The sequence below is a fragment of the Streptomyces sp. NPDC057939 genome (assembly GCF_042887545.1).
In the GTDB taxonomy this organism is placed as follows: Bacteria; Actinomycetota; Actinomycetes; order Streptomycetales; family Streptomycetaceae; genus Streptomyces.
Window position 1 is genome coordinate 174,983 of sequence record NZ_JBHVPG010000010.1, and the last position, 21,557, is coordinate 196,539.

Consider the following 21,557-nt stretch of genomic DNA (forward strand, 5'->3'; position numbering starts at 1 on the left):
CCGGCGCCCGGTGGGCGGGTTCGCGATCGCCTGCTGGAGGAGCAGCTGCAGGACAGAAGTGGCGGTGGCCGCTTCGATTTGGCGCGATACCCGCAACTGACCATCACACCCGCACAACGAGATCGGAGACCCGTGTCCCTGTTCAACTCGGTGGACCGCTCCTACGCCCGCTACCGCCCCCGGCTGCCCGACCAGGTCGTCCATCTCCTGGTCCGTGAACTGACCGGGGCGACGACGCCCCGGCTGTTGGACCTCGGTGCCGGCACCGGACAGGTGGCTCTGTCCCTGCTCCCCGTCCTGCCTCCCTCCACCCGCATGGACCTCGTGGACCAGGACGAGGGGATGCTCGGCACGGCACTCGAGGAGCTCCGCCCTCACCTGGGCGGGCGCACCGTCACCGCGCACGCCGTGCCTGCCGAGGAGTTCGTCCCCGACCAACCCGGCTACCAGGCCGACCTGGTCACCTGCTGCCGGGCATTTCACTGGATGGACCGTCCCGCGGTGCTGACCATGGCCGACCGGGTGAGCGCCCCGCACGCCGCCATCGCCATCATGGGGGACGGCAGCCTGTGGACCCACCAGACCGAGTGGACCCTGGCCCTGCGGACGCTGATTCAGTCCCACCTCGGGGAAGACCGCCGCGCCGGCACCTCCGGCACCTACCGCGCACCCGGCCGACGCTACGAGGAAGACCTCGCCGACTCCCCATTCAGGGACATCGCCGAGCACCACTTCCCCTTCACCCGCGCCTGGACACCACGCACCGTCCTGGGCTACCTGCGGTCCACCAGCTTCGCCCGACCCGACCTCTTCACCGACCACACCGGATTCGAGGAACAGGCCCACGCCCTCCTCCTCGAACACACCCACGACGGAGCCCTCCGCGAGGACGGCGTGTTCACCGTGCTCCTCGCGCACCGTCCCGGCGTCGCGCGGTAAGCGGCGGGCCCCCGCACACGGTGCCGGTCGGCGTACACCTCATCCTGCGCCGCGACGGCGAGCGCGGCCCGGAGGTACTGCGGTCCCGCCGAGCGGGTCCCGTGTACGCGAGAGGCCTGTGGCACCTGCCGTCCGGCCACCTCGACCCCTGAATCCGGTGATTTCTCTCAGCCCGAAGAACCGCGAACCCGCCCCTTCTTCTGAAGGCTGTTGTCACCTGAGGTTCGCCGGGTCCCGGCCCGGCAGCCGGCCGGGGCTACGCCCCCCGGCGGGCGATCCTGCTCGCCATTCGCTGCGCTCCATGGCAAGCAGGGTGGGTCCACCGCTCGCCCACCCCGGAACCCGCCGTCGGAGCGCGGGAGCGTGAATGGTCATAGCGTGGCTGAGACCGGATGGGGCTGAGCGAACTCGTCAAGGCTGGGGGCAAAGTGCGGCTGTCGCTTGAGCGCGCCTTCTATGGCTGAGGCCCAGTCGGGCTTCGCGGATCAGTTCCAGTTGCAGCGGGGCAGGCGGCCGAGAGCCATGCAAGGCCGCCGAGGGCATCGTTGAGCAGCACTGCCCGTGGCGCAGTTCAGAGGTCAGAGCACCCCTCCCCGGGGTCCCGTCGCCGTTGCGCCAACGAGGGGCACCCGGTCAGGGGTGGCAGGTCCGCCGGGAAGTCCGACGAACTCCGGGAGAGATGGGCCTTCTAAGAGAGAGGCGCCGCTGTTTTCACTGGTCAGCGCGCTGTAGGGCTTGAGATGCGTCAGTGCAGTGCTGACGTATCCAAGGGCGATCGGTCAGTGCAGCGCTGACGTAGTGGCTGCAGTGTGTAGCAGTACCGCAACAGAGGGGGCGTGGGTTTGGTTGCATAGGTGCAACCAAAGCCTGTGGTGGGTGGGGGTGCCATCAGTAGGTCCTGCCGGGTGGTGAGTTCGAGGAGCCGGGTGGTGAGTGACGCGCGGGTCGTCGTGACCGAACGGTGGCAGATCCTGGGTTTCCGCGGTGAGTTTTTTGGTGTGGTTGAGGCGGTTCTCTGAGGAGAGGGAGCGTCAGTGCAGGGCTGGCGTATCTCAGGGTTTTGTTGCACTTCCGGCACATTGAACGTGGCAGACGTGCAACAGTCGACCGCTGTCCCCTGCGAATCTGAGAACCAAGGGGCAAGCGAATGCCAGACGCGTACGACTCCGCATTGCCGATCCCGGCAGCACCCCGGCCCCGCAAGCGCCGGCGGCCGCTCCCCGATCAGGTGTCGGCCTCGCGCGTACACCAAGGCGCGCAGGTGGAACTGCCTCCGACCCATGGTGCGTACGTCTACCCGCTGAGCACCACTCGCGGTTTCATCGGCGACAACTACAGCATGGACAGCCTCCAGTTCATGCGCTGGGCGGCACGACGCTACCAAGCGCCCGCGAACCGGTTCGTGCTCGTCGTCCTGGTGGCGTTGATCGGTCTGCAGGAGGTCGGGGGGCACATCGAGAAAACGCAGGACGAGATCGGCTTAGAGGTCGGTGGGTACAGTCGCGCCCACATCTCCTGGGCCCTGAACCTCCTCCAGGACGACGGCGTCCTTCGCCGTGTACGGCGGGGGGTCTACCAACTCCAGCCGGCCGCGGCACTGCGCGGAGGAGTCAGGCCGACGCCACTTGGGCAGCGTAAAGTGCGTGGCGCCGGCGAGAGGGTCGAGCAGCTCGACCTGCTCCGAGACATTCTCAACGACCACGATGCGCCCGAGGCGTTCAAGGCGATGGCACAGGTCGGTGCCGAACTGCCCACGGTCCCCCGGCCCGGCCGCGAAAAGGCGAAGTGAATGACCGCCGCGGCGCCATACTCGCTCGCCCAGCACCACCCGCAGATCTCGGTCCAGGGATTCGGCTACATTCCCCGACTGCCGCCCACCGCGTACGCGATCTTCCTCTACCTGCTGGCCCAACAGCAGCCCGGTGGCCTCGTACGCGCCACCCACGCGGACCTCGGTGTCGGACTCGCGGTCGACCGGGGTGTCGTCAGCCGCGCCATGCCCTACCTTGTGGCAGCGCGTCTGGTGAAGTCCGTCGGCCGCGGACGCCTGCAACTTCACCCCATGCTCGCCTCGTACTCCATCCCACGAGAACGAGCCATCGCCCTCGCCCCGCTTCCCGACGAGGAACGCCTGGACGTCGGCCACTTCGAGGAAGAATACGAACAGCGCCTCAACCTCTACCAGCAGGCGAAGGCCCGTCGGAAAGCGGCCGCGCCCCGCAAAGCCGGTCGCGGGCACCTCCGCAGCGTCCGCTGAACGCACGAACGCCCGGGGCCCACCAGAACGCTTCGTCACGGCGGCGGTCGGTAGGAGTGCGCCGGCAGCGGGGCCAACGGTCTTGGGGCTCAGGGAGCGGGAACAAGCCTCAGCCGGGAAACGCCTGGCCGGCCCCGCCCACGCTCCGCGCCAACACGGGCCGGGTGAGCCGCCCCCTCACACATACCGGCCGCCGCTTCCCCGCCATCTCGCGTGTTTCCGGTCCGGCTGGCTCGTACTCGGATACGCCGCGCTCCGGGCGCTGGTTCAGATGCTGTTGGAGCGAGCGGATTGATGCCTGGTAGCAGCGTGCATGATAAGCGCTGCGGCGCGCTCGATCTCGGCGGGCGTGGTCTCGCGGCCGATCCCGAAGCGCAGGGTGCGACGTGCCTGGGTGCGGGTGAGACCGATGGCGGTCACTGTTCCTGCCGGGAGTAAGCCACGTCGTGCTGTTCAAGCCCGACGTGTAGAGCGCTTACGGTGCCGGCGGCCGCGGTTCAGCGGTTGCCGGTCCAGACGATACGCTCAGCGAACGCGCCTCGCTGCTCGGCCTTGGAAGCCCGGATCTTCTCCAACTGCGCGGGATCGACTCCGAGGTCGGCCGCGAGGGCGAAGGCGACCTCAAGGACATCAGCGAGCTCTTCGGGGGCATCGGTCTCGTCCGCCTCCATGTACTCGGCGACTTCTTCCTTGAGTTTCTCCCGGAGTCGCCGCCGGTACTCGACCGGGTCGGCCACGTAGACCTCCGGCTCGGCTCCGTTCGCGCGAATGATCTGAGGAATCTTGTCCCGAACCAACTTGCCGTTGAGCACGTACCTCTCCTGCACCACATCGCCATGAGCCGGCCGAACGAACCGGCCCTAGGGTTGTTCAAGCCTAGAGACGAGACCACAACCGGCACCATCAGAAACCGGAATCCCACCCGAAGCGGTCAGCTAGAGCGTGTCTCTGGCAGGACCTGGCGGACGAACGCGGCTCGTTCCAGACCACCCACAGCCCAACGTGCCTTCGAATTGATCGCCAGCCAGTTCCAGGTGATACCCGGCGTCGCCGAAGGGTGCGGTGTACTGGTCGCGACGGGCGGGGGCGTCACCGGCGCCCCCGCGGTCAGGCCGTCGCAACCGCAGCTTGATGGGTGCGGGCCCGGATGCGTGCCGCGTCTGCGCGGGGCGGCGCGCCGAACTGTCGTTTGTACTCACGGCTGAACTGGGAGGGGCTGTCGTACCCCACGCTGGAGGCGACTGCGGTCACGTCGTTCGGGCGACGGGCCAGCAGGAGCCGTGCCGCCTGCAGGCGGATCTGCTTCTGGAACTGGATCGGGCTCATCGCCGTGACCGAGTGGAAGTTCCGGTGGAACGCGGAGACGCTCATCCCGAAGGAGCGGGCCAGGTCTTCGACGCGGAAGGCCTCGGCGTAGTTGTCGCGGATCCAGCCCACGGCTCGCGCGATGTGGGTCAAACTGCTGTCCGCCAGGCCGAGCTGCCGGACGGCTTCGCCCTGCTCCCCCGTCATCAGCAGCCACAGGATCTCGCGCTTGACCAAGGGGACCATCACCCGGCGGTCGCGCGGCCGATCCAGCAGGCGCAGCAGCCGCACGATCGCGTCGATCAACTCTGCCGGTGCGTCGCTGACCGTGATCCCGGGCAGGACCGAGCGGGTCGAAGGCGGCAGGTCGCCCGGACCCGCCTGCAGCATCAGCTCCGCGATGACGGCCGGCTGCAGCGTCATGCCGAAACCGAGTTCGGGTCCTTGGGCGATGCGGCCGACCACCGGCAGATCGGCCGAGGCGACCAGGTACTGGCCGACGCCGTACTCGTACACCCTGTCGCCGAGCGCGAGCCGCTTGGCTCCCTGAGCGATGACCGCGAGCATGACGCCGGACATCTCGTATTCCGGCTCGGCGCCCGGTTCGGCTCGGCAGATCCGGACGCCGTCGATGGCCGTGCTCAGGTCGGGCCGCGCATGGCGGCCCAGCAGGTCGCGGAACTCGTCGAGGGACATGCCCCCATCTCACCACGCTCCCGACATGATCCCCTGCCTGGAGCAGGATCGTGCAAGAACACGCAAAGATCGGGCGAGTTCCCGCGCGCCGGGCCGGCGAAAGGGGGCGGGCCGCCGGGCGGCTACGCCCCGGTCCCCTGCTCCTCATAGTGGGCTATCAGCCGGCCGCGGGCGATGGCGTGGAACCGCAAGTGGAATCCCACCAGGGCCGGCGTCGCGTCCGCATCCGGGCCGAGATTCTCCCGGTCGACGGCGTACACCGTGAACACGTACCGGTGCGGGCCGTCCCCTTCCGGAGGCGCTGCCCCGCCGAAGTCCCTGCTGCCGTAGTCGTTACGCACCTGCACGGCACCGGCAGGCAATCCTTCGAAGCCTCCGGTTCCGGCCCCCGCAGGCAGCTCGGCGACATCCACCGGGATGTCGAAGACCGTCCAGTGCCAGAACCCGCTGCCGGTCGGTGCATCCGGGTCATAGCACGTGACTGCATAGCTGCCGGTACCATCCGGCCCCGCCGACCAGCCGATCTGCGGCGAGGAATTGCCCTTCGCGTACACATGGGCATCCGGGAGGGGGCCACCGGCGGTCAGGTCCATGCTGCTCACCGAGAGCTCGGGCACCGGCGGGTGAAAGTCGTGCGGCAGCGGACGCCGTAGCACCTGATCACTCATCTTCTTCGTCCTTCTTCGCGTCTGGGAAGGGGTGTTGGCCCGGGAGCCCGGGTATGACGCCATCGGAGCACGAAACCGGCGGGAGGCGGATGCCGACGGGAGGATCATGCAAGAACGCGCGACCTTTACCCGGCACGAAGCGCGGGTATCACGTCAAATGAATGCGCGGTCCGGCTTCGTTCGCCTTCGGGGAGCGAGGGGGTCACACGTCATCCAGCGGCGGCGGCCGACCCCTCCCCGAACCGGGGCCCGTTGTCAGAGGACACGGCAGACTCCCCGCTGGCGGTCAGTTTGGCCTCCCCGCAGACCCGCCTCAGCCCACGACTCAGAGTGGCGGGGTGAAGAGCGATGAGGAGATCATGGAGATTCTTGAGGCCTACGACCTCACCGGGAGATATCGGACGGCGGCCGAGCTGGCCGGGTGCGATCACCACACGGTGCGCCGTTGCGTGCAGATGCGCGGGCAGGGGGTCGACCCGACCGAGCGGGCGGTGCGGTCGAAGCTGATCGATAACTTCCTGCCGAAGGTCGAGGAACTGGTCGAGCGGTCTCGGGGCAGGGTCGGGGCCGACGCTGTTCACAAGAAGATCGCAGCGATGGGCTGCACCGGCACCGACCGCACGACCCGCCGGGCCGTGGCCGCGGCGAAGGAGTCCTACCGGGCCGGGAACCGCAGGGCCTTCCGGCCGTGGATACCCGAGCCGGCGATATGGTTGCAGTAGGACTGGGGCGAGGGCCCGCGCATCGACGGCAGACGCACCAGTTTGTGGTGCGCGTGGCTGGCCTGGTCCAGGTTCCGGGTGGTCATCCCGGTCCTCGACAAGACCCTGCCCACCGTCGCGGCCTGCCTGGACGCGACGTTCCGGGCACTGGGCGGGGTCCCGACCTAAGGTCTGACCGACAACGAGAAGACCGCCACGGTCGAGCACGTCGCCCGGATCGCGGTCCGCAATCCCGAACTGGTGCCGATCGCCCGCTATTACGGCACCGCCGCCCGAACTTGCATGCCGGCCGACCCGGCCTCGAAGGGCGGGACGGAGGCGAGGGTCCGGATCGCGAAGCGGGACCTGGTCCCCACCGCGGTGAACCTTCGGCCCGACTACGGCGACTTCGCCGAACTCCAGCAGGCCTGCGGGGACTTCATGACGGAGGTGAACGGACGGGTCCACCGTGAGACCCGACGGGTCCCGGCTGAGCTGCTGGCCCAGGAGCGGCTGCGGCTGCACCCGGTGCCCGAGCATCCGTTCACCGCCGCGTTCGGCGAGACCCGCAGGGTCGGCAAGGACTCCACAGTCTCGGTCGAGTCGGTCCACTACTCGGTCCCGCACCAGTTCGTCGACGAGCGCGTCTGGGTCCGCTGCCACGGCGACGAGCTGATCGTCACCGCGATGGCCGCCGGCAGCGCGGTCGAGGTCGCCCGCCACCCGCGCTCGACGGCGGGCAGTCCGCGGATCGCCGACGAGCACTACCCCGACGCCCCGCGGGGCGAGCGCACCCCGAAGCCGACCAACCCGGCCGAGGCCCAGTTCCTGGCGATCGGCCCCGGAGTGGCGGCCTGGCTGGTCGAGGCCGCGGCGACGGGCATCCGCCGGATCAGGGCGAAGATGACCGACGCGGTCGCGCTCGCCAGGCTCTACGGGACCGCCGACGTCGACCGCGCGCTCGGCACCGCCGCGACGGTCGGACGCTTCGCCGACGGTGACCTGCTGTCGATCCTGGACCACCATGGCGAGGACAACCGCACCGAGCCGATCCGTCGCAGTGAAGCCCACAGCCTGCAACCGGGGCACCTCCGCCTGGTCGGGCGTCGGCAACTGAGCTCGCCAGCGCGTCAGGTGGCAGGACCGGGCGGATCCAGCTCCTCTTCCGGGAAGGCCCAAGCAGGACTGCGACCCGGCTCAGGGCCGGCGAGAACCCGCACGTCGAACGGGCTCATGTCGTTGTCGTGGTCCCGGGCGGTGAATCCGGCCGCGGACAGGATGGCGATCACTGCGGCGGCCATCGCGATCTGGGTCTCGCCGGACTGCCGGATCGCCGGGGTCACCCCTCGGTGCTGCCGCGCGTCTCGCATCGCGTTGCTTTGCAGCCGGGAGCTGACCTTCCAGCTCACGACGACCTCGATCTCTTCGCCGTGAAAGTGTTGGTTCCACGCGTCGACGCGGACCAGCGCGCCGACGACCAGATCTGGGGCCGGGCCGGGAGAAGCGACGGGCAGGCCGGCCGCCGTGAGTTCGTCACGGACCTGCTCGGCCAGCCGCTCGGCCTCGGCCACCCCGTTCTCCTCACTCGTCTCTGTCATGCCCCGCAACCTATCCGAGCCCTCCGACACGAAAGACAGCACCGATGACCAGCACTCCAGCAGCCACGACGCCGGCCCAGCCCCGGCTGGCGGCACCCGCGTCGGCGGTCGCCGCGACGTCCGGCGCCGCGTCCGACGAGGCGATCGCCCTGACCCGAAGGTTGAAGCTGCCGCACATCCGCCGAGCGATGGCAGAGATCATCCCCCACCGCGAAAGCCCAGCACGGGGATCCCGCCGAGATCGTCCGGGCCCTACTTGCGGAGGAGGCCGCCGGCCGCGACGCGGCCAATCTCCGCACCCGCCGCACTCGGGCTGCGTTCCCGACCGGCAAGTCCTGGACGCCTACCGCCTCGGCATCTACACCGAGAACCCCGTCCTGGGGGTCAAGCCCCCGCAATACGACCCCGAACGCGCAGTCATCCCCTGCCCCACCCAGCTCCGCGACATACGCACCGCCGGCGACGACCGGTTCCTCCTCATCGCCGGCCTCATGAGCGGCTGCGGCATGCGCAACGGCGAAGCCTTCGCCGTCAACCTCAACAACCTCGTCGCGATCTCCTCCTTCGCCTCCCGTACAGCCGCGTCCTCCCACGCTTCCCCGGGGTCGACCTTGCCCACCGGGAACTGCCACGAGAGGTTCCCCTCCGCCACCCGACGTCGCACCAGCAAGACCCGGCCGTCATGGACCACGACGGCGGCAGCCACCCTCAGCCAGTGCCCGCCCGGCCCGCTGGGGGGCGGAACGTCCTCAGACACTCTGGTTCCGAATGTGCGGTGCCAGCAGTTGGATCGCTTCCTCCCAGTGAAAGCGATCGGGGCCGCCGCCTGCCTTCGGAAGGTGAGGCTCGTAGCTGCCGATCGACACCCCCATCTCACGAAGTTCAGAGATGCTGCGCCGGTACGCGGGGTGCGCCGCCAGGGCGGAGTTCACGTATGGCAGGACAGCTGTGGGGATACCCATTCCGTACGCCTCGCACAGGGTGGCCAGCGCGAGGTTGTCGGCGAAGCCCGCGGCCCACTTGTTGACCGTGTTGAAGGTCGCGGGGACCGCCGCGATGGCGTCTGCCGGAGGCAGGGGCCGATCGTCGCCCGGCGACCTCCAGGCGGAACGGATCTGGAAGCCGGTCTGCGTCTCGATCGCAGGGGCATCGAGAAAGGGCAGGGCATGGGGTGTCGCGATTACCCCAACGTCCCAGTTCCGCTCCTGGGCCGCCGTGATCAGCTTGCCGACGTCGTCAGCGATCCCAGCGGCACAGACGACGACGTAGAGGAACGGCTTGCGCTGCGGATCCGTCACGCGAGTCCCCTTCAGTGCCAGTAGTCCGCGAGCATCTCCGCCGGCCAGCTCGGTGCGCGGACCTCGCCCCGCGGCCCCATCTCCAGGAAGTACGGCGCGATGTCATAGACCGGGGTGCCGTCGATCGCGTCGAGGTCGGTGACGTGAAGGTCCAGGCCGTCGATCTTTACCAGGCGAGGAAACGACTGCGCGAGCTGGTTCGGCCGACGGTGGTTGCGGTGCACGAACGTGCCCGTCGGCGGCCAGGCCGGGTTGTTGCGGGGGCTCCGCGCGTGAAGCGCAACATCGTCGGGCGATGCCCTGTGGAAGTGCCAGACGACCAGCAGGTGCGAGAACTCCTCCAGGCCTTGCACGACCTCAACGGGGAAGCCCGGGTTCAGGCGGATGATCGCCTGCCCTCCCCAGTGGTCGTCCGGGGGGTCTACCCGCCCCCCGACCACGGTTCCGATCGACGTGATCTCCAGCGACTGCGTCATGCGCTCCCCCTCGTGCCTCGTCGTCACCAGCTCAATCTACAGAGGACGAATCGGCTCCCCCAAGCTCGTACAACGCCCAGCGACGACGCAGAAGTTGATGTGGACCGTGTTGACGGATAGTTCGTGCCAGCGGGCCTGTTCCTGCTACGGTCACCCGTTCACCGAGGAGGTCGTGATGACTGGATCCCTGCCCATTGCCACCGATCAGTCAGTGCTCCGGCAGGGCCGTGCGCAGGGCGCTGCGCCCCGAATCCCAGGCTCCGCGGATGTGGGCCGCGAGCCGGTCCTCGACCAGGACGGTCGCCGCGCAGCCGAACGCGACGTCCCCCTCCAGATCCGGTTCGTCGGTGAGGAGGCCTCCGATGACCTCGTGGCGCACCACCTGCTCGTGGACGGCGTCTGCCTCAACGTGCTCGGCGTAGAAGTGCTCGGCCGCGGGGCCCGCCCCGCAGCGCCGCATGGCCTTGGCCAGGCGCCGGGACCCCGGCGACGAGGTGACCTCGACGCACGCGAAGTGACCGACGAGCGCTCCGCGCATGGCCCGGTGCAGTCCGAAGAGGGACATCAGGTTGACGGTCGCGAGCAGCGGCGCCGGCGCCTGGTCGAGGTAGCGGCCGTACGCCGGGTCCAGTCCGAGGTCGGTCATCAGCTCCGCGAAGAGCCTGGCGTGGATGCGGTCCGCGCGGCCAGCACCGAACTCGTCGTACTCAATGGCCACCATCGCGGCCTTGGCCCGACCGGTGATCCGCGGGATAACCCAGACGTGCGGGTCGGCCTCCTTGAGGTGGTAGAGGGAGCGCAGGGCCGCGTACTCGCGCAACTGCCACAGCTCCCCCTCGGTCTCCAAGTGGTGGCTGAGGCTATCGGAGAGGTCAACGGGCTCGACGAGCAGCGGGGCGAAGGCCTCTTCGACGGACCGGGGCGCGTCGGACAGTTCGGTGCGCAGGGCGTGCAGAAAGCGGGCTTCCAGGGCCTGGCGCAGCCGCAGCAGGTCAGGATCCCATTCGCGTTCGCCATCCACCCCGTCGAAGCCGCGGTAGTGCAGTTCGTACAGCAGGTGGAGCGACAGTTGCAGGTCCTCGCCCCACGGGTCCGCCTTCAGGACGGCCCCGGGCGCGTACACCGGCGCCGTGCCCGATCGCAGGGCGCGTGTCACGGCGCCCGACAGCTCGCCCCGGCCCTCGACGAGGTGCGGGCCGGTGAAGGTGCCTGCCGTAACGGTGGCGGTGGCGGTCGGGCTGGGAGGGGTCATTCCGGTTTCCTGTCCTCGGGCGGCGACGCGGTTCTCTCGCGGCGGCGGTGGCTGGTGTCGCACCACGGGTACGTGCGACTGCGGCGGCAGGTGCACAGGGCGACCATGAAGCGGTCGGACCGGGCCACCGTCCCGTCGTCCAGGACGACCTCGACCGGGCCCTCGACCAGCACCGGGCCCTGCGGTTCAACGGACACCCGGCAGAACTCGGCAGCGGTGGGGACCGGGCACCGGGCGGGGTCAGGGGCGCTGGGCACGGATGACCACCAGCTCTTCCCGCTCCTCGGCCTCGGCCGCCAGGCCCCGCTGTTCCAGCCAGGATCGTCGCGACCGCAGGACGGGGCCCCAGGGCACGGATGCCGTCGCCGTGACTTCAGCAGCCAGCCCCGCCCCCGCCAGCCGGTCGAGGGTCTTCTCGGCACCGCACATCCCCGAGTGCACCATGAGCAGGATGCCGCCCGGCCGCAGCAGGGCCGGGGCATCGGCGCAGATCCGGTCGATGACGGCGCGCCCGTCGAGTCCGGCGTCCCAGGCCCGTTCCGGCCCGTGCGAAGGCAGGCGGTTGTCCGGGGCGGGGACGTACGGGGGGTTCGAGAAGACGACGTCGAAGCGCCGGCCCGCGGTGCGAGCCTCGAAATCCCCGTGCAGGACGCGCAGCGGAAGACGGTGACGCCAGGCGTTCAGCCGGGCTGTGGCGACCGCGGGCCAGGACACGTCGACCGCCGTGACCCGGGCGCCCCTGGCCACGGCGTGCAGCGCCAGGGCGCCGGTACCCGTACCGATCTCCAGGATCTCCGTGTGGAACCCGAGGTCCTCATGGGCGAGTGCCGCAGCGAGCAGCCTGGTGTCCGCCTGCGGCTGGTAAACCCCCGGCAGAGCCACCAGGCCGCTGGGCAGCGTGGTCATGGAAAGAGCAGTACTGGGCACCGTACCTCCGGTCTCGCTGCGGCTCGCCGGCGAGCCGCAGCGATTGCTTGAGGTACGGCACCTGCCCTGACCCCTGCGCCCCATCCGACTGAGCGGCGATCTTCGGAGGATCAGACCAAATTGGCGCCAACATTTCTCAGACCACACGTCGACCTGAGAAACCCTGATTCGCCTCTCAGACACTCATCAAGTTGGCGCATCGAATGCGCAATAGGTGCGGGATGGCTTGGCAGGCCGGTGCGTGAGGAGGGTGCTTGCCGGAGGGGCGCTCCGCCGCACCGCCTGAGCCCTGCGACCGAGCTACGGTGGGAAGGTCTCGAACGAGGTGAGCAGCAGGATAGGCGGGCGGCCCGTAACTGTGTCCACGTCAAGCCATGAAGCCGTCGGCGCACCCTGCTGGGTGAGTCTGACAACCGCGGACCTCGATTCCGCTCAGCGGTTCTACGGTGCCGTGATGGGCTGGACGTTCCGGCGGACCCGACTTGGCGAGTGGTTCTCTTTCGCCTTTCGCGACGGTGCTCCCGTGGCCGGTTTCGTGGAGAATCCGTCGCTGCCAGCCGCTTGGACGCCGTACTTCGCCGTCCACGACGCCGACGTCACCGCCGCACGTATCCGCGAGCGCGGCGCAACCGTCGCGGTGGGCCCGCTGTCCTTCCGACGGGGCCGGGCCGTGCTCGCCGCGGACCCCGACGGGGCTGTCTTCGGGCTCTGGCAGGGCGGAATCTTCAGGGATTGGGGGGTGGGCCGCGGCACCGCTCCCGCCTGGCTGGAACTCCGCACCCGCGACGCCTTCGCCGCCGCCATCTTCTACGGGGAGGTCCTGGACTGGGCCGGCGAATCGCCCACATGCTGCGTACCGGCCTACGAACACGACCACGTCGTCCTGCGCCACGGAAACAACACGGTGGCACGGATCAGTGGTGGAGCGGTGGACACGGACCCCGACCCACACGTGCGCCCTCGGTGGCACGTCCACTTCCAGGTACCCGACCTGGAGGCCGCGGTCGACGCGGCCACCACGGCAGGAGGAAGCATCGCCTCTCCAGTGGAAACCTCAAGCACCAGCCGATGGGCCACCCTCCGCGACCCGAAGGGCGCCCTGTTCACAGTGCGGGCGCCCCAAGGATGACACCGCGCTTGCACGCGGGGATGCTGCGTGGGAGAGCGAAGCGCAGAGGTTCCGGCGTGAGCTGAGTCTCGTGCCCCGGATCGCCCGTGCAACGCCTGCGGCCGGGTAGACGGGCGCGATGACGCTGCCCATAGACCTACTGTCCGAGTCCGGGGTCCAGGAGCTGATCGGATGGCTCGTCCGTTTGATCGAGGCCGCCGGCGCACTGATCATCTTCACCGGTGCGCTGTGGGCGTTCGCCCGCTTCGCCTCGACCGGGCTCCGCAGGCAATCGCTCATCGGTGAGTTCAACAAGATCCGGTTGAGCCTCGGTCGCTTCCTCGTTCTGGGACTGGAGTTCCAGCTCGCGGGCGATGTATTGCGCACCGCCGTCGCCCCCAGCTTCACGGCGATCGGGCAGTTGGCTGCCATCGCCGCGATCCGAACCCTCCTGAACTTCTTCCTGACCCGGGAGATCGCGGCGGAGCGGGCCGAGATCGAGCAGGACCGCAAAGGGTCCGAGCCTTGCCTCGCGGCTCCCTGAAGGCTGAAGGACCTTCGCGACCCGGATCTGAGCGTTGAGCGCAGCTGGCGGGGCAGGCGCGCATCGGAGGTGGTCGGTCTTGCCCAGAGGGGTGGAAGCGGCGAGAAGGATCTGGTCGGCGGCCACAGAGCAGGCCGACTATCTGCGGCGCGCGGTGCGGGGAGCCGGGAGCGAGCGGGACCAGGTGCTTCTGGTTGCCAAGACCGTGGTCGCGGCGATGGCGGCGTGGATGCTCGCTCGGTACCTGCTGCCGCCTGCCGTGTCGACGTTCGCTCCGTTCACCGCGCTGGTGGCGCTTCAGGCGACCGTGTACCGGTCGGTCCGGGACTGCCTCCAGTACGTGGTGGCCATGGCAGCGGGAGCCACGCTCGCCGCCACCCTGGCGGCCGTGGCCGGCATCCACGGCTGGACCTTCGCCCTCCTCACCCTGATCGCGCTCTGCATCGGCAGGATCCGGCGCTTCGGCCAGCAGGGCCTCCAGGTCGCCATCGTCGGGTTCTTCGCGTTCTCCTCCGGCCAGGGACGGATCGACTACATCGGCCACCTGGTCGCGTCCGTGGGCATCGGGGCGCTCTGCGGCCTCGCCGCCCATCTCGTCCTCGCTCCCGCCCGGCACGCCCACCACCGCCAGCAAGCCGTCACCGACCTCTACAGCACCATGTCCCGGCGCCTCGACGACCTCGCCGACACCCTCGAAGCGAACGATCCCGACCGGGACCACCTCCGTCAGTGGCGCCGCGACTGGCGCAGCCTGTCCGCCGAGTGCGAGCGCATCCGCCACACCATCGAAGCCGAGATCGAGAACGGACGCATGAACCCGCGCCCATCCGTCAGCGGGTCCGGTGAAGCCCTCCCCCGTGCTCGGGAGGCGATCACCGTCGCCGAACGCAGCATGGACCACCTCCGTTCCATGTCCCGGACCCTGGACTACGCCCTCGACAGCGGCGAACTCGGGAACCTCCCCGCCGGTTTCCGGCCCGGCTTCAGCACTGTCCTGCGTGCCGTGGCCACGGTAATGGAGGAAATGGGCCGGGTGTCCCCGACCGATCCGGACCTCCTCGACGCGAAGATCGACGAAGCGACCGCCGAACTCGACCAGGTGCAACAGCAGGAACTGACCACTCGGAAAGCCTCTGCGGCCGTGCACGCCTTGCAGGGCACGCTTCTCACGGATGCTGGCCGCCTTCTAGCCGATCTCCGGTCGGGCCGGCAGAGCCTCGCCACGATCTGAAGACCTTCACTCGGATGGTCCCGGCGTGATGTGCAGTGAGCGCGGGGCGGGGTAGGCGCGGTACGAGAGGCGTCAGCCGCCGAGGCGGCCGGACGCCGCCCCGCGATCAGGTCGCCCCTGAGGACTGACCGCGCCAACACCCGCAAAGGTGCCACCACCCGCCGTGAAGCGTCCGGTCAAGCGTGGCGTCGGCAAGGAACGACCATGAAAGCGGCAGTGTACGAAGGACCCCGAACAGTGACGGTCAAGGACGTCCCCGACGCGAAGATCGAGCACCCCGGCGACATCCTGGTGAAGATCACCACCACCAACATCTGCGGCTCCGACCTCCACATGTATGAGGGCCGGACCTCCTTCGAAACGGGCCGGACCCTCGGCCACGAGAACCTCGGCCAGGTCGTGGAAGTGGGCAGTGCCGTCAGCAAGGTCAAGGTCGGCGACTGGGTGGTGCTGCCGTTCAACATCGCCTGCGGCTTCTGCAAGCAGTGCGAACAGGGCCTCACCAACTACTGCCTCACCATGCAGCCCAAGCCGGACATGGCCGGCGCCGCGTACGGCTTCGCCGAGATGGGCCCCTACCAGGGCGGCCAGGCAGAGCTGCTGCGCGTCCCGTACGGCGACTTCAACGCCCTGCGCCTGGGCGAGGACGCCGCCGAGCGCCAGCTCGACTACGTGATGCTGGCCGACATCTTCCCCACGGGCTACCACGCCACCGAAATGGCCGGCGTCAAGCCCGGCGACCAGACCATCGTCTACGGAGCCGGTCCGGTCGGCCTCATGGCCGCCTACTCCGCGATCCTCAAGGGCGCCGGCCGCGTCTGGGTCGCCGACCACCAGCCCGACCGGCTCCGGATCGCCGAGGAGATCGGCGCCATCGCCATCAACACCGCCGAGCAAGATCCGGCCGAGGTCGTCAAGGAAGCCACCCTCGGCCTGGGCGCGGACAACGGCTGCGAATGCGTCGGCTACCAGGCCCACGACCCCCAGGGCCACGAGGACGCCACCTTGACGATGAACGGGCTGATCGACTCGGTCCGGTTCACCGGCGGCATCGGCGTGGTCGGCGTGTTCCTGCCCGAGGACCCGGGAGGCGCCGAGGCCCAGGGCGAGCTCGAAGCCCAGGGAAAGGTGCCGCTGGACTTCGGCATGCTCTGGTTCAAGGGCCAGCGCATCGGCACCGGCCAGGCACCCGTCAAGCGCTACAACCGCGCCCTGCGCGACCTGATCGCCGGCGGCAAGGCCGAGCCCAGCTTCCTCGTCTCCCACGAACTCAGCCTCGACGACGCCTCATCGGCCTACGAACACTTCGACAACCGCGACGACGGCTGGACCAAGGTCGTCCTCCACCCCAACGGCAGCAACGGCAGCAGCCACCGGGCATCCGCCGGCAAGCGAGGCGGCCGCGCCACGGCTGGTTCCTCCGGGCACACCGTGGAGAAGCTGCGCCAGGAGGCCAAGGCGCAGGGCATCGAAGGGCGTTCCCACATGAACAAGCAGCAGCTGGAACGAGCCCTCAAGCATTGACCACCACAGGCCGGGTCGTACGCGGGGCGCGGAGCCGAACCCGAACAGGGGCCGCGACGAAGTGCACGCTGCACCACTTCGCGATGATGGCCCCAGCTCGCACCACGTGACGCTCGGCTACAGGGCTCATTGATCATTTCTGCACGGCCAACGTGTTCGCCCGGGCTCGGCCCCGGCACCCGCAGTGCCGATGGACGGTCCCGAGCCGGAGGCAGACCGCCCGTGGCGGCGAACGAGAACCCCACCGTCAGAAGGGCCGGTTCCGCCTGGCCAGTGGCCTGACGCGTACCCAGGAGGCCGAACACCTGTTGATCTCCCAGCCCAAGATCAGTCACCTGGAGAACGGCCGCCGCGCCATCAAGCCCCGTGATGTGCGGGACCTGTGCGACCTTTACGGGGTCACGGACCGCCAGGTCGTCGACGCGTTGTTGCGGCAGGCAAGGGAGTCGGGCTGCCAAGATCCACGGAAAACCGCTCTTCGTCGTCGCCTACATAGCCTTCCCGGCTCGGTGTCTGCCCCGGGCTCGCTGCTCCGCGGCCGGGATCGGGGCGAGGATCCGCAAGGTCGCTCATATCATCGGCTCGCGTCCGGGCATTTCTGGCAGCGTGGAAAGCATGGCGAAGACCGCGGTTGTCATCATCGACATGCTGAACACGTACGACCACCAGGATGCCGATGCACTGGTCCCCTCCGTAGAACAGGCTCTACCCGCCGTGGCCCGCCTGCTAGAGGAAGCGCGCCGACGCGGACTTCCGGTGATCTATGTCAACGACAACTTCGGGAAATGGCGCTCCCACCACGGGGAGATCCTCGAAGCCGCCCTGGCCGGCCCCCACGCCAGCCTGGTCGAACCCGTACGGCCGGACGAGGATTCCTACTTCATCGTCAAGGCACGCCACTCCGCCTTCTACGAAACACCCCTCGCATATCTGCTCGGGACGCTGGGCGTCAGCCACCTCGTACTGTGCGGGCAGGTGACGGAGCAGTGCGTGCTGTACTCCGCGCTCGACGCCCACATCAGGCACCTGTCCGTCACCATCGCCCGCGATGCCGTCGCCCACATCCGCTCGGACCTGGCAGACGCAGCCCTGACCATGATGGAGATCAACATGGCGGCCCGCATCGTGCCCGCGACAGAGGTCTTCCACTGAAGAAACAGCGCCAGCACGCGCGGGCGGAAGCGTCTCGCCCCTCAACGGTCCACGGCATTGAGCCTTGCCCGGGTTGGACCAGTGTTCGGCGGATTCACCCTCGCGCAAGTCGCCCCGCTCGCCCGCCTGAACGATCCGATCGGACGCCGGTCAGTGCTTGGCGCTCGGAACGGCCAGGGGCTCGCTCGGTGCCTTCTTCTTGGCCTTCTCCATCTGTTCGCCGAGTTCGGTGAGGCGGTTACGACCCATGGCCTTGCGGACATCGGGGAACCATTCCTTCTCCTCTTCCTCGACGTGGTGGCGGACGTTCTCCATCAACACGCTCATCTTCGCGTCGAACCGCTCGTCGGCCGCGTCCAGGTCTTTGAGCTCGGAGAGCATCCACAGCACGACGTGGTGCTCCTCGATGCTTTCCAGGACGTGGTCCTTCGTGTCGGGTGCCGCTTCACGTGCCGCCGGGTAGAAGATCTTCTCTTCGATCCAGGTGTGCGTGGTCAGCTCCTCGATCACCTGGTCGGCGATCTTCCGCTTCTCCGCGTGAGCGTCGTCGCCGGCCTTCTCGAACTGCTTGAACAACTTCTCGACCGTCTTGTGGTCTTCCTTGAGCAGAACGATTCCGTCCACCAACGCCTCCAGACTTGGCACTACAGGCGGCGCGGCCGGCCACCCCACCCCCATTTACCCGGCCGACGCTTGCGGTGCTCGCCCAGAACGAGGGATTGGCCAGATTGGGCGACATGCCTGCGCCGTCCGCTGGACGAGCCAGGTCCTGGCAGGCGCACAGTCGGGTAAACCCGTTCGACTGCTGGTATGTCCACGGATCGCGGGTAGGGGCCGCGCATGACAGCTATCGAAACGTTCGCGGCCGAAGGCCAGGCCTCACTCTTCCTGATCTTCGCCGGAGTGGTCCTCGTCATCCTCCTGATCGGTGCTTTCTGGTACGGGAGCCGACGCAGGCGGCGCGAAGTTCCGCCGACCGAGCAGAGTCCCGTCGCGCAACGCCGCGCGGACTCCTGGCAGACCCCGGAAGAGCACGCGCGCGAGGAAAAGGACCAAGGATATCCCCGGCCTTGACCGGACGGGCCGGACCCACTGATCCGTGAACCGGGAATGGCCAGATGGATATCAGGGACGGGCAGACTCGTTCAGTTGCGAGAAGAAGAGACTTCACCGGAGGAAAAATGATGCACGGAGAGAACGATCGCATCACCTATCACGACGGTCGGCCGGAACCGCAGAGGGGGCGGATCGAGGAAGTCCGCGACGACGGCCCGCATGCGGTGTACCGGGTGCGGAACGAGAAGACCAACGAAATCCAGGTCATAACCCACGGCCAGATCGACTGAAGCGTGGAAGCGTCCGTCCACCCGTGGCAGGGCTCCGAGGTGTGGGCGTGGCCGCCCGGCTGCGCCCCGAACGCACGGCCAATCATGATGAGTCACCCTCTCCGGTAAAGGCGAGCGTGCTGGACCGTCCGGGCGGCGCCGATCTGATCGGGGAAGAGGGCCGGCGCCGCCGGTGGGTCAGCCCGGCCAGGCTCCGGTCGCACGACGTATCGCCACGGCGCCCGATCGCTCGACCGACGACTTGACCACGGCGAAGATCGCTCCCTGGATCGCAGCGGCGAGCAGGATCTGCGTCCACGTGCGGTCTTCGTCAATGGCGTCCGGGGCGTCACCCTCACCTTCGATGATCTTCCAGGCCTGCTTGAACACGGCCCCCGCGACCATGCCGCTCGCCGCCCCGAGGAGGAATCCGACGGGCTTGTAGGCAGCGCCGGAGGCCTTCATCGGCGACGTGCGCGGTTGCGGCGCACCAGCACGAGGGCGATGATCACAGCCCCGGCGACCAGGAGCGGAGTGCGGTTGCCTCGTGTGGCCCTCGCAGCCTGGTCGGCCCTCTCGAGCAGCGGGTCGGGGGTCATGTCCGCCGCGTACTGTCCGGCGCGGGTCGCGCCGTCCCACACCTGTGTGGCGGCCTGGACGGTCTTGTCCAGGACCGAGTCGGGGGTGTTGTCCTGCACCAGCCGGGCGGCTTGTTCCGCCTTCTCGCGGATCTGGTCGGCGATGAGGGAAGCCTTCTCGGCGGGTTGCTGCTTCATGTCGGCGTCTTCTCCTTGGTTCGGGTCCTGATGTCGGCCTCGGCGGCCAGAGCCTCGACGTTCTGCTCGACGTTCTGGTCGAGCCCGACGCGAGTGCACGCGGCCTTCCTGCGCCGCGCTTACCCCAGCACGGCCTCGGCACCCGCCCCCTCGAGCAGGAGCTCTGCGCGGGCCTTCGCAGCAGGACTGCGACGAAGAGACCACGGCCCCCTCGGCGGGCCTGTCGTTCGGGTGCAGTCGGCGCCAGGCCGGGATGGCGGCGTGGCAGCGGGTAGGCGTCCTGTATGAACTCACGCACCCTCGGCACCTCGCCCACGGCCGGGCCGACCGCGGCCCTCGACACCGCCTCGGCATGCTGGCTGAAATCCCTGGACCGCCTCGAGCGGACCACGGTGGCCGATCCGGCCATCAGGGTGCTGCAACGGGGAATCCGCTCCCTCCCCCTGGGCGGCATGCGCGATCTGCTGCGCGGCAGACCTCTGGGCCACCCCGTGCACCCCGTGCTCGTGCAGGTGCCCATCGGATGCTGGCTTTCGGCCTCGGTACTCGACTTCGTGCCCGGCACCCAGCACGCGTCGACCACCCTGACCACCGTCGGACTGGCCGGCGTCGCCCCGGCAGCGCTCGCCGGCTGGGCGGACTGGGCGGACCTGCCGCCCGAGCAGGCCCGGGTCGGCCTGGCCCACGCAGCCTCCAACGTCGCCGCGGTGGCCTGCTACACCGCGTCCCTGACCGCACGGCTCCGCGGCCGCTCGGCGAAGGGCCGGCTGTGGGCCCTGGGCGGGATGGCCGCCGTAGCCGTCAGCGGTGCGCTGGGCGGGCACGTGGCCTACCGGCAAGCCGTAGGAGCGCACGCCGCTGCGTGAGGGAGGCGATCCCTCGCCGGGCCGGGCCGTCATTCAGGAGGGGGCGTTGCGGTGTGGTCAGGATGGTGGGGGGTGCGGCGAAGCGTTTTGAGGCGGGCCTCCAGGAGGTGGTCGCGTCCGCCGGCCACTTCGTCGACGATTGCGCGTTCCACCGCGGCGAAGGGCTGGTAGTAGGTGGAGTTGTAGGCCTCGATGATCTGGAACGTCCAATGACCCGGGATGACGTTGCGGCCCACGATCTCGTGCTCGACCCGGGCGGCCTGCTCCTCGTAGCCCGCCTCCCGCAGGAGTCGCGCCGCGTCGCCGAGCTCGAAGTCCGCCGTCCCGGTCAGCTGATGGAACCCGTAGAGGTGGCCGCGGGCCCGCTCCGTGGTCTCGAGGGCCTTCGAAAGCGCACCCAGAGCACGCACCGTCTTCTCGTCGACGCCGTCCGGAACTTGGTGTGCCGGATCCATCTCCTGATTGCTGTCCATGGGGATGTTCTGCCCGAAGGACGCCTCCCCGGTGGGGTGATTGGGCCACCCGGCGTAGGAAGGTCTCCCCGGATGCATCGGCTCCGAGGTGACTCCGCTGAAGCGGGCTCGTGAAATGCAAGCAAGCCCTCCTGCCCAGCCACCCGGATAAAAAACACATAAGAATCGAACGCATTTCCTGGATGCCGTCGGGCAGACGCTGCTTCGGAGGTTGATAACTATGGTTCCCCTGCTTCTCGTTCTTCTGCTGGCCCTGATCCTCTTCGGCGCGGGTTTCGCGGTGAAGATTCTTTGGTGGGTGGCTATTGCAGTCCTGATCCTGTGGCTGATCGGTTTCGTAGCCCGACCCAAGGGCGGTAGCGGCCGCTGGTACCGCTGGTAGCCGCACGACAGTGCAGTCCTGACACTGCATGGCGGTGGCCGGTCACCCCTTCTTCGGGG

26 protein-coding genes and 3 pseudogenes are annotated in these 21,557 nt (G+C 68.8%); 14 read left to right on the forward strand and 15 right to left on the reverse strand.

What is annotated here, in order from left to right:
- Positions 1-132 precede the first annotated feature (132 nt).
- From ACFVS6_RS14680 to ACFVS6_RS14690, 3 genes are all read left to right on the forward strand, one after another.
- Positions 133-939, forward strand: coding sequence for a class I SAM-dependent methyltransferase (locus tag ACFVS6_RS14680; RefSeq protein ID WP_389703810.1), 807 nt, complete (start codon positions 133-135; stop codon positions 937-939).
- Positions 940-2,086: 1,147 nt separating this feature from the next.
- Positions 2,087-2,728, forward strand: coding sequence for a hypothetical protein (locus tag ACFVS6_RS14685; RefSeq protein ID WP_389703812.1), 642 nt, complete (start codon positions 2,087-2,089; stop codon positions 2,726-2,728).
- Positions 2,729-3,196 carry a hypothetical protein gene (locus ACFVS6_RS14690; RefSeq protein WP_389703814.1) on the forward strand — a complete coding sequence of 156 codons (468 nt, stop codon included), beginning with the start codon at positions 2,729-2,731 and terminating at the stop codon, positions 3,194-3,196.
- Positions 3,197-3,463: 267 nt separating this feature from the next.
- On the opposite strand, the gene ACFVS6_RS14695 is transcribed toward ACFVS6_RS14690, so the two are convergent.
- From ACFVS6_RS14695 to ACFVS6_RS14710, 4 genes are all read right to left on the reverse strand, one after another.
- On the reverse strand, positions 3,464-3,616 hold the full coding sequence (locus tag ACFVS6_RS14695) for a hypothetical protein (protein ID WP_389703816.1): 153 nt from the start codon (positions 3,614-3,616) through the stop codon (positions 3,464-3,466).
- 77 nt (positions 3,617-3,693) lie between these two features.
- Positions 3,694-4,008, reverse strand: a complete 315-nt coding sequence (locus ACFVS6_RS14700) for a hypothetical protein (RefSeq protein ID WP_389703818.1) — start codon at positions 4,006-4,008, stop codon at positions 3,694-3,696.
- Positions 4,009-4,303: 295 nt separating this feature from the next.
- Positions 4,304-5,197, reverse strand: a complete 894-nt coding sequence (locus ACFVS6_RS14705; RefSeq protein WP_389703819.1) for an AraC family transcriptional regulator N-terminal domain-containing protein — start codon at positions 5,195-5,197, stop codon at positions 4,304-4,306.
- Positions 5,198-5,319: 122 nt separating this feature from the next.
- On the reverse strand, positions 5,320-5,865 hold the full coding sequence (locus ACFVS6_RS14710; protein WP_389703821.1) for a YbhB/YbcL family Raf kinase inhibitor-like protein: 546 nt from the start codon (positions 5,863-5,865) through the stop codon (positions 5,320-5,322).
- A 338-nt stretch (positions 5,866-6,203) separates the two neighbouring features.
- Here ACFVS6_RS14710 and istA point away from each other — a divergent pair.
- Positions 6,204-7,683 (forward strand): annotated as a pseudogene (istA, locus tag ACFVS6_RS14715) (IS21 family transposase).
- A 13-nt stretch (positions 7,684-7,696) separates the two neighbouring features.
- Here istA and ACFVS6_RS14720 read toward each other — a convergent pair.
- From ACFVS6_RS14720 to ACFVS6_RS14750, 7 genes and pseudogenes are all read right to left on the reverse strand, one after another.
- Positions 7,697-8,137: a hypothetical protein gene (locus ACFVS6_RS14720; RefSeq protein ID WP_389703823.1), complete on the reverse strand. Its 441-nt coding sequence runs from the start codon at positions 8,135-8,137 to the stop codon at positions 7,697-7,699.
- Between the two features lie 583 nt (positions 8,138-8,720).
- Positions 8,721-8,876 (reverse strand): annotated as a pseudogene (locus tag ACFVS6_RS14725) (NUDIX domain-containing protein); the annotation flags it as partial.
- 37 nt (positions 8,877-8,913) lie between these two features.
- Positions 8,914-9,462 (reverse strand): flavoprotein, encoded by a 549-nt coding sequence (locus ACFVS6_RS14730; RefSeq protein WP_389703824.1) that lies wholly within the window; start codon positions 9,460-9,462, stop codon positions 8,914-8,916.
- A gap of 11 nt (positions 9,463-9,473) precedes the next feature.
- Positions 9,474-9,938 carry an SAM-dependent methyltransferase gene (locus ACFVS6_RS14735; RefSeq protein ID WP_389703825.1) on the reverse strand — a complete coding sequence of 155 codons (465 nt, stop codon included), beginning with the start codon at positions 9,936-9,938 and terminating at the stop codon, positions 9,474-9,476.
- A gap of 208 nt (positions 9,939-10,146) precedes the next feature.
- Positions 10,147-11,190, reverse strand: a complete 1,044-nt coding sequence (locus ACFVS6_RS14740; protein WP_389703827.1) for an iron-containing redox enzyme family protein — start codon at positions 11,188-11,190, stop codon at positions 10,147-10,149.
- Positions 11,187-11,447: a CDGSH iron-sulfur domain-containing protein gene (locus ACFVS6_RS14745; RefSeq protein WP_389703829.1), complete on the reverse strand. Its 261-nt coding sequence runs from the start codon at positions 11,445-11,447 to the stop codon at positions 11,187-11,189. Before ACFVS6_RS14745 ends, ACFVS6_RS14740 begins: the two co-directional genes overlap by 4 nt.
- On the reverse strand, positions 11,431-12,096 hold the full coding sequence (locus ACFVS6_RS14750; RefSeq protein ID WP_389703831.1) for a HemK2/MTQ2 family protein methyltransferase: 666 nt from the start codon (positions 12,094-12,096) through the stop codon (positions 11,431-11,433). Before ACFVS6_RS14750 ends, ACFVS6_RS14745 begins: the two co-directional genes overlap by 17 nt.
- Positions 12,097-12,475: 379 nt before the next feature.
- On the opposite strand from ACFVS6_RS14750, the gene ACFVS6_RS14755 reads away from it, so the two are divergent.
- From ACFVS6_RS14755 to ACFVS6_RS14780, 6 genes and pseudogenes are all read left to right on the forward strand, one after another.
- Positions 12,476-13,246 carry a VOC family protein gene (locus tag ACFVS6_RS14755; RefSeq protein ID WP_389703832.1) on the forward strand — a complete coding sequence of 257 codons (771 nt, stop codon included), beginning with the start codon at positions 12,476-12,478 and terminating at the stop codon, positions 13,244-13,246.
- A gap of 118 nt (positions 13,247-13,364) precedes the next feature.
- Entirely contained in the window at positions 13,365-13,769 is a 405-nt protein-coding gene (locus ACFVS6_RS14760) for a DUF1622 domain-containing protein (protein ID WP_389703834.1), read from the forward strand.
- 79 nt (positions 13,770-13,848) lie between these two features.
- Positions 13,849-15,000: an aromatic acid exporter family protein gene (locus ACFVS6_RS14765; RefSeq protein ID WP_389703836.1), complete on the forward strand. Its 1,152-nt coding sequence runs from the start codon at positions 13,849-13,851 to the stop codon at positions 14,998-15,000.
- A 204-nt stretch (positions 15,001-15,204) separates the two neighbouring features.
- Entirely contained in the window at positions 15,205-16,524 is a 1,320-nt protein-coding gene (locus ACFVS6_RS14770; RefSeq protein ID WP_389703838.1) for an alcohol dehydrogenase catalytic domain-containing protein, read from the forward strand.
- Positions 16,525-16,676: 152 nt separating this feature from the next.
- A pseudogene (locus ACFVS6_RS14775) lies at positions 16,677-16,886 on the forward strand (helix-turn-helix domain-containing protein); the annotation flags it as partial.
- Positions 16,887-17,139: 253 nt separating this feature from the next.
- Positions 17,140-17,676, forward strand: a complete 537-nt coding sequence (locus tag ACFVS6_RS14780; RefSeq protein ID WP_386515898.1) for a cysteine hydrolase family protein — start codon at positions 17,140-17,142, stop codon at positions 17,674-17,676.
- Between the two features lie 150 nt (positions 17,677-17,826).
- Here ACFVS6_RS14780 and ACFVS6_RS14785 read toward each other — a convergent pair whose 3' ends face one another.
- Entirely contained in the window at positions 17,827-18,300 is a 474-nt protein-coding gene (locus ACFVS6_RS14785; protein ID WP_381621213.1) for a hemerythrin domain-containing protein, read from the reverse strand.
- Between the two features lie 216 nt (positions 18,301-18,516).
- Between ACFVS6_RS14785 and ACFVS6_RS14790 the strand changes: the two genes are divergently transcribed.
- A complete protein-coding gene (locus tag ACFVS6_RS14790; RefSeq protein ID WP_389703840.1) occupies positions 18,517-18,750 on the forward strand; it encodes a DUF6479 family protein in 234 nt (77 codons plus the stop codon).
- Positions 18,751-18,860: 110 nt separating this feature from the next.
- Positions 18,861-19,022, forward strand: coding sequence for a hypothetical protein (locus ACFVS6_RS14795; RefSeq protein WP_389703842.1), 162 nt, complete (start codon positions 18,861-18,863; stop codon positions 19,020-19,022).
- Positions 19,023-19,199: 177 nt separating this feature from the next.
- On the opposite strand, the gene ACFVS6_RS14800 is transcribed toward ACFVS6_RS14795, so the two are convergent.
- The gene (locus tag ACFVS6_RS14800; RefSeq protein WP_389703844.1) at positions 19,200-19,466 is read right to left on the reverse strand and encodes a DUF4235 domain-containing protein; all 267 of its coding nucleotides are present in this window, start codon (positions 19,464-19,466) and stop codon (positions 19,200-19,202) included.
- On the reverse strand, positions 19,463-19,777 hold the full coding sequence (locus ACFVS6_RS14805) for a hypothetical protein (RefSeq protein ID WP_389703846.1): 315 nt from the start codon (positions 19,775-19,777) through the stop codon (positions 19,463-19,465). The genes ACFVS6_RS14800 and ACFVS6_RS14805 overlap by 4 nt, the downstream gene beginning before the upstream one ends.
- A gap of 284 nt (positions 19,778-20,061) precedes the next feature.
- Between ACFVS6_RS14805 and ACFVS6_RS14810 the strand changes: the two genes are divergently transcribed.
- On the forward strand, positions 20,062-20,643 hold the full coding sequence (locus tag ACFVS6_RS14810; RefSeq protein WP_389703847.1) for a DUF2231 domain-containing protein: 582 nt from the start codon (positions 20,062-20,064) through the stop codon (positions 20,641-20,643).
- A 29-nt stretch (positions 20,644-20,672) separates the two neighbouring features.
- On the opposite strand, the gene ACFVS6_RS14815 is transcribed toward ACFVS6_RS14810, so the two are convergent.
- On the reverse strand, positions 20,673-21,116 hold the full coding sequence (locus tag ACFVS6_RS14815; protein ID WP_389703848.1) for a hypothetical protein: 444 nt from the start codon (positions 21,114-21,116) through the stop codon (positions 20,673-20,675).
- Positions 21,117-21,336: 220 nt separating this feature from the next.
- Between ACFVS6_RS14815 and ACFVS6_RS14820 the strand changes: the two genes are divergently transcribed.
- Entirely contained in the window at positions 21,337-21,498 is a 162-nt protein-coding gene (locus tag ACFVS6_RS14820) for a hypothetical protein (RefSeq protein WP_031140725.1), read from the forward strand.
- Positions 21,499-21,557: the final 59 nt, after the last annotated feature.

Excerpts from the sequence above, each read along its gene's own strand:
- ACFVS6_RS14685 (WP_389703812.1), top strand. The coding sequence starts at position 2,087 with ATGCCAGACGCGTACGACTCCGCATTGCCGATCCCGGCAGCACCCCGG.
- ACFVS6_RS14690 (WP_389703814.1), top strand. The coding sequence starts at position 2,729 with ATGACCGCCGCGGCGCCATACTCGCTCGCCCAGCACCACCCGCAGATC.
- ACFVS6_RS14705 (WP_389703819.1), bottom strand. The coding sequence starts at position 5,197 with ATGTCCCTCGACGAGTTCCGCGACCTGCTGGGCCGCCATGCGCGGCCC.
- ACFVS6_RS14710 (WP_389703821.1), bottom strand. The coding sequence starts at position 5,865 with ATGAGTGATCAGGTGCTACGGCGTCCGCTGCCGCACGACTTTCACCCG.
- ACFVS6_RS14735 (WP_389703825.1), bottom strand. The coding sequence starts at position 9,938 with ATGACGCAGTCGCTGGAGATCACGTCGATCGGAACCGTGGTCGGGGGG.
- ACFVS6_RS14740 (WP_389703827.1), bottom strand. The coding sequence starts at position 11,190 with ATGACCCCTCCCAGCCCGACCGCCACCGCCACCGTTACGGCAGGCACC.
- ACFVS6_RS14750 (WP_389703831.1), bottom strand. The coding sequence starts at position 12,096 with ATGACCACGCTGCCCAGCGGCCTGGTGGCTCTGCCGGGGGTTTACCAG.
- ACFVS6_RS14760 (WP_389703834.1), top strand. The coding sequence starts at position 13,365 with ATGACGCTGCCCATAGACCTACTGTCCGAGTCCGGGGTCCAGGAGCTG.
- ACFVS6_RS14770 (WP_389703838.1), top strand. The coding sequence starts at position 15,205 with ATGAAAGCGGCAGTGTACGAAGGACCCCGAACAGTGACGGTCAAGGAC.
- ACFVS6_RS14780 (WP_386515898.1), top strand. The coding sequence starts at position 17,140 with ATGGCGAAGACCGCGGTTGTCATCATCGACATGCTGAACACGTACGAC.
- ACFVS6_RS14790 (WP_389703840.1), top strand. The coding sequence starts at position 18,517 with ATGACAGCTATCGAAACGTTCGCGGCCGAAGGCCAGGCCTCACTCTTC.
- ACFVS6_RS14795 (WP_389703842.1), top strand. The coding sequence starts at position 18,861 with ATGCACGGAGAGAACGATCGCATCACCTATCACGACGGTCGGCCGGAA.
- ACFVS6_RS14800 (WP_389703844.1), bottom strand. The coding sequence starts at position 19,466 with ATGAAGGCCTCCGGCGCTGCCTACAAGCCCGTCGGATTCCTCCTCGGG.
- ACFVS6_RS14805 (WP_389703846.1), bottom strand. The coding sequence starts at position 19,777 with ATGAAGCAGCAACCCGCCGAGAAGGCTTCCCTCATCGCCGACCAGATC.
- ACFVS6_RS14810 (WP_389703847.1), top strand. The coding sequence starts at position 20,062 with ATGAACTCACGCACCCTCGGCACCTCGCCCACGGCCGGGCCGACCGCG.
- ACFVS6_RS14815 (WP_389703848.1), bottom strand. The coding sequence starts at position 21,116 with ATGGACAGCAATCAGGAGATGGATCCGGCACACCAAGTTCCGGACGGC.
- ACFVS6_RS14820 (WP_031140725.1), top strand. The coding sequence starts at position 21,337 with ATGGTTCCCCTGCTTCTCGTTCTTCTGCTGGCCCTGATCCTCTTCGGC.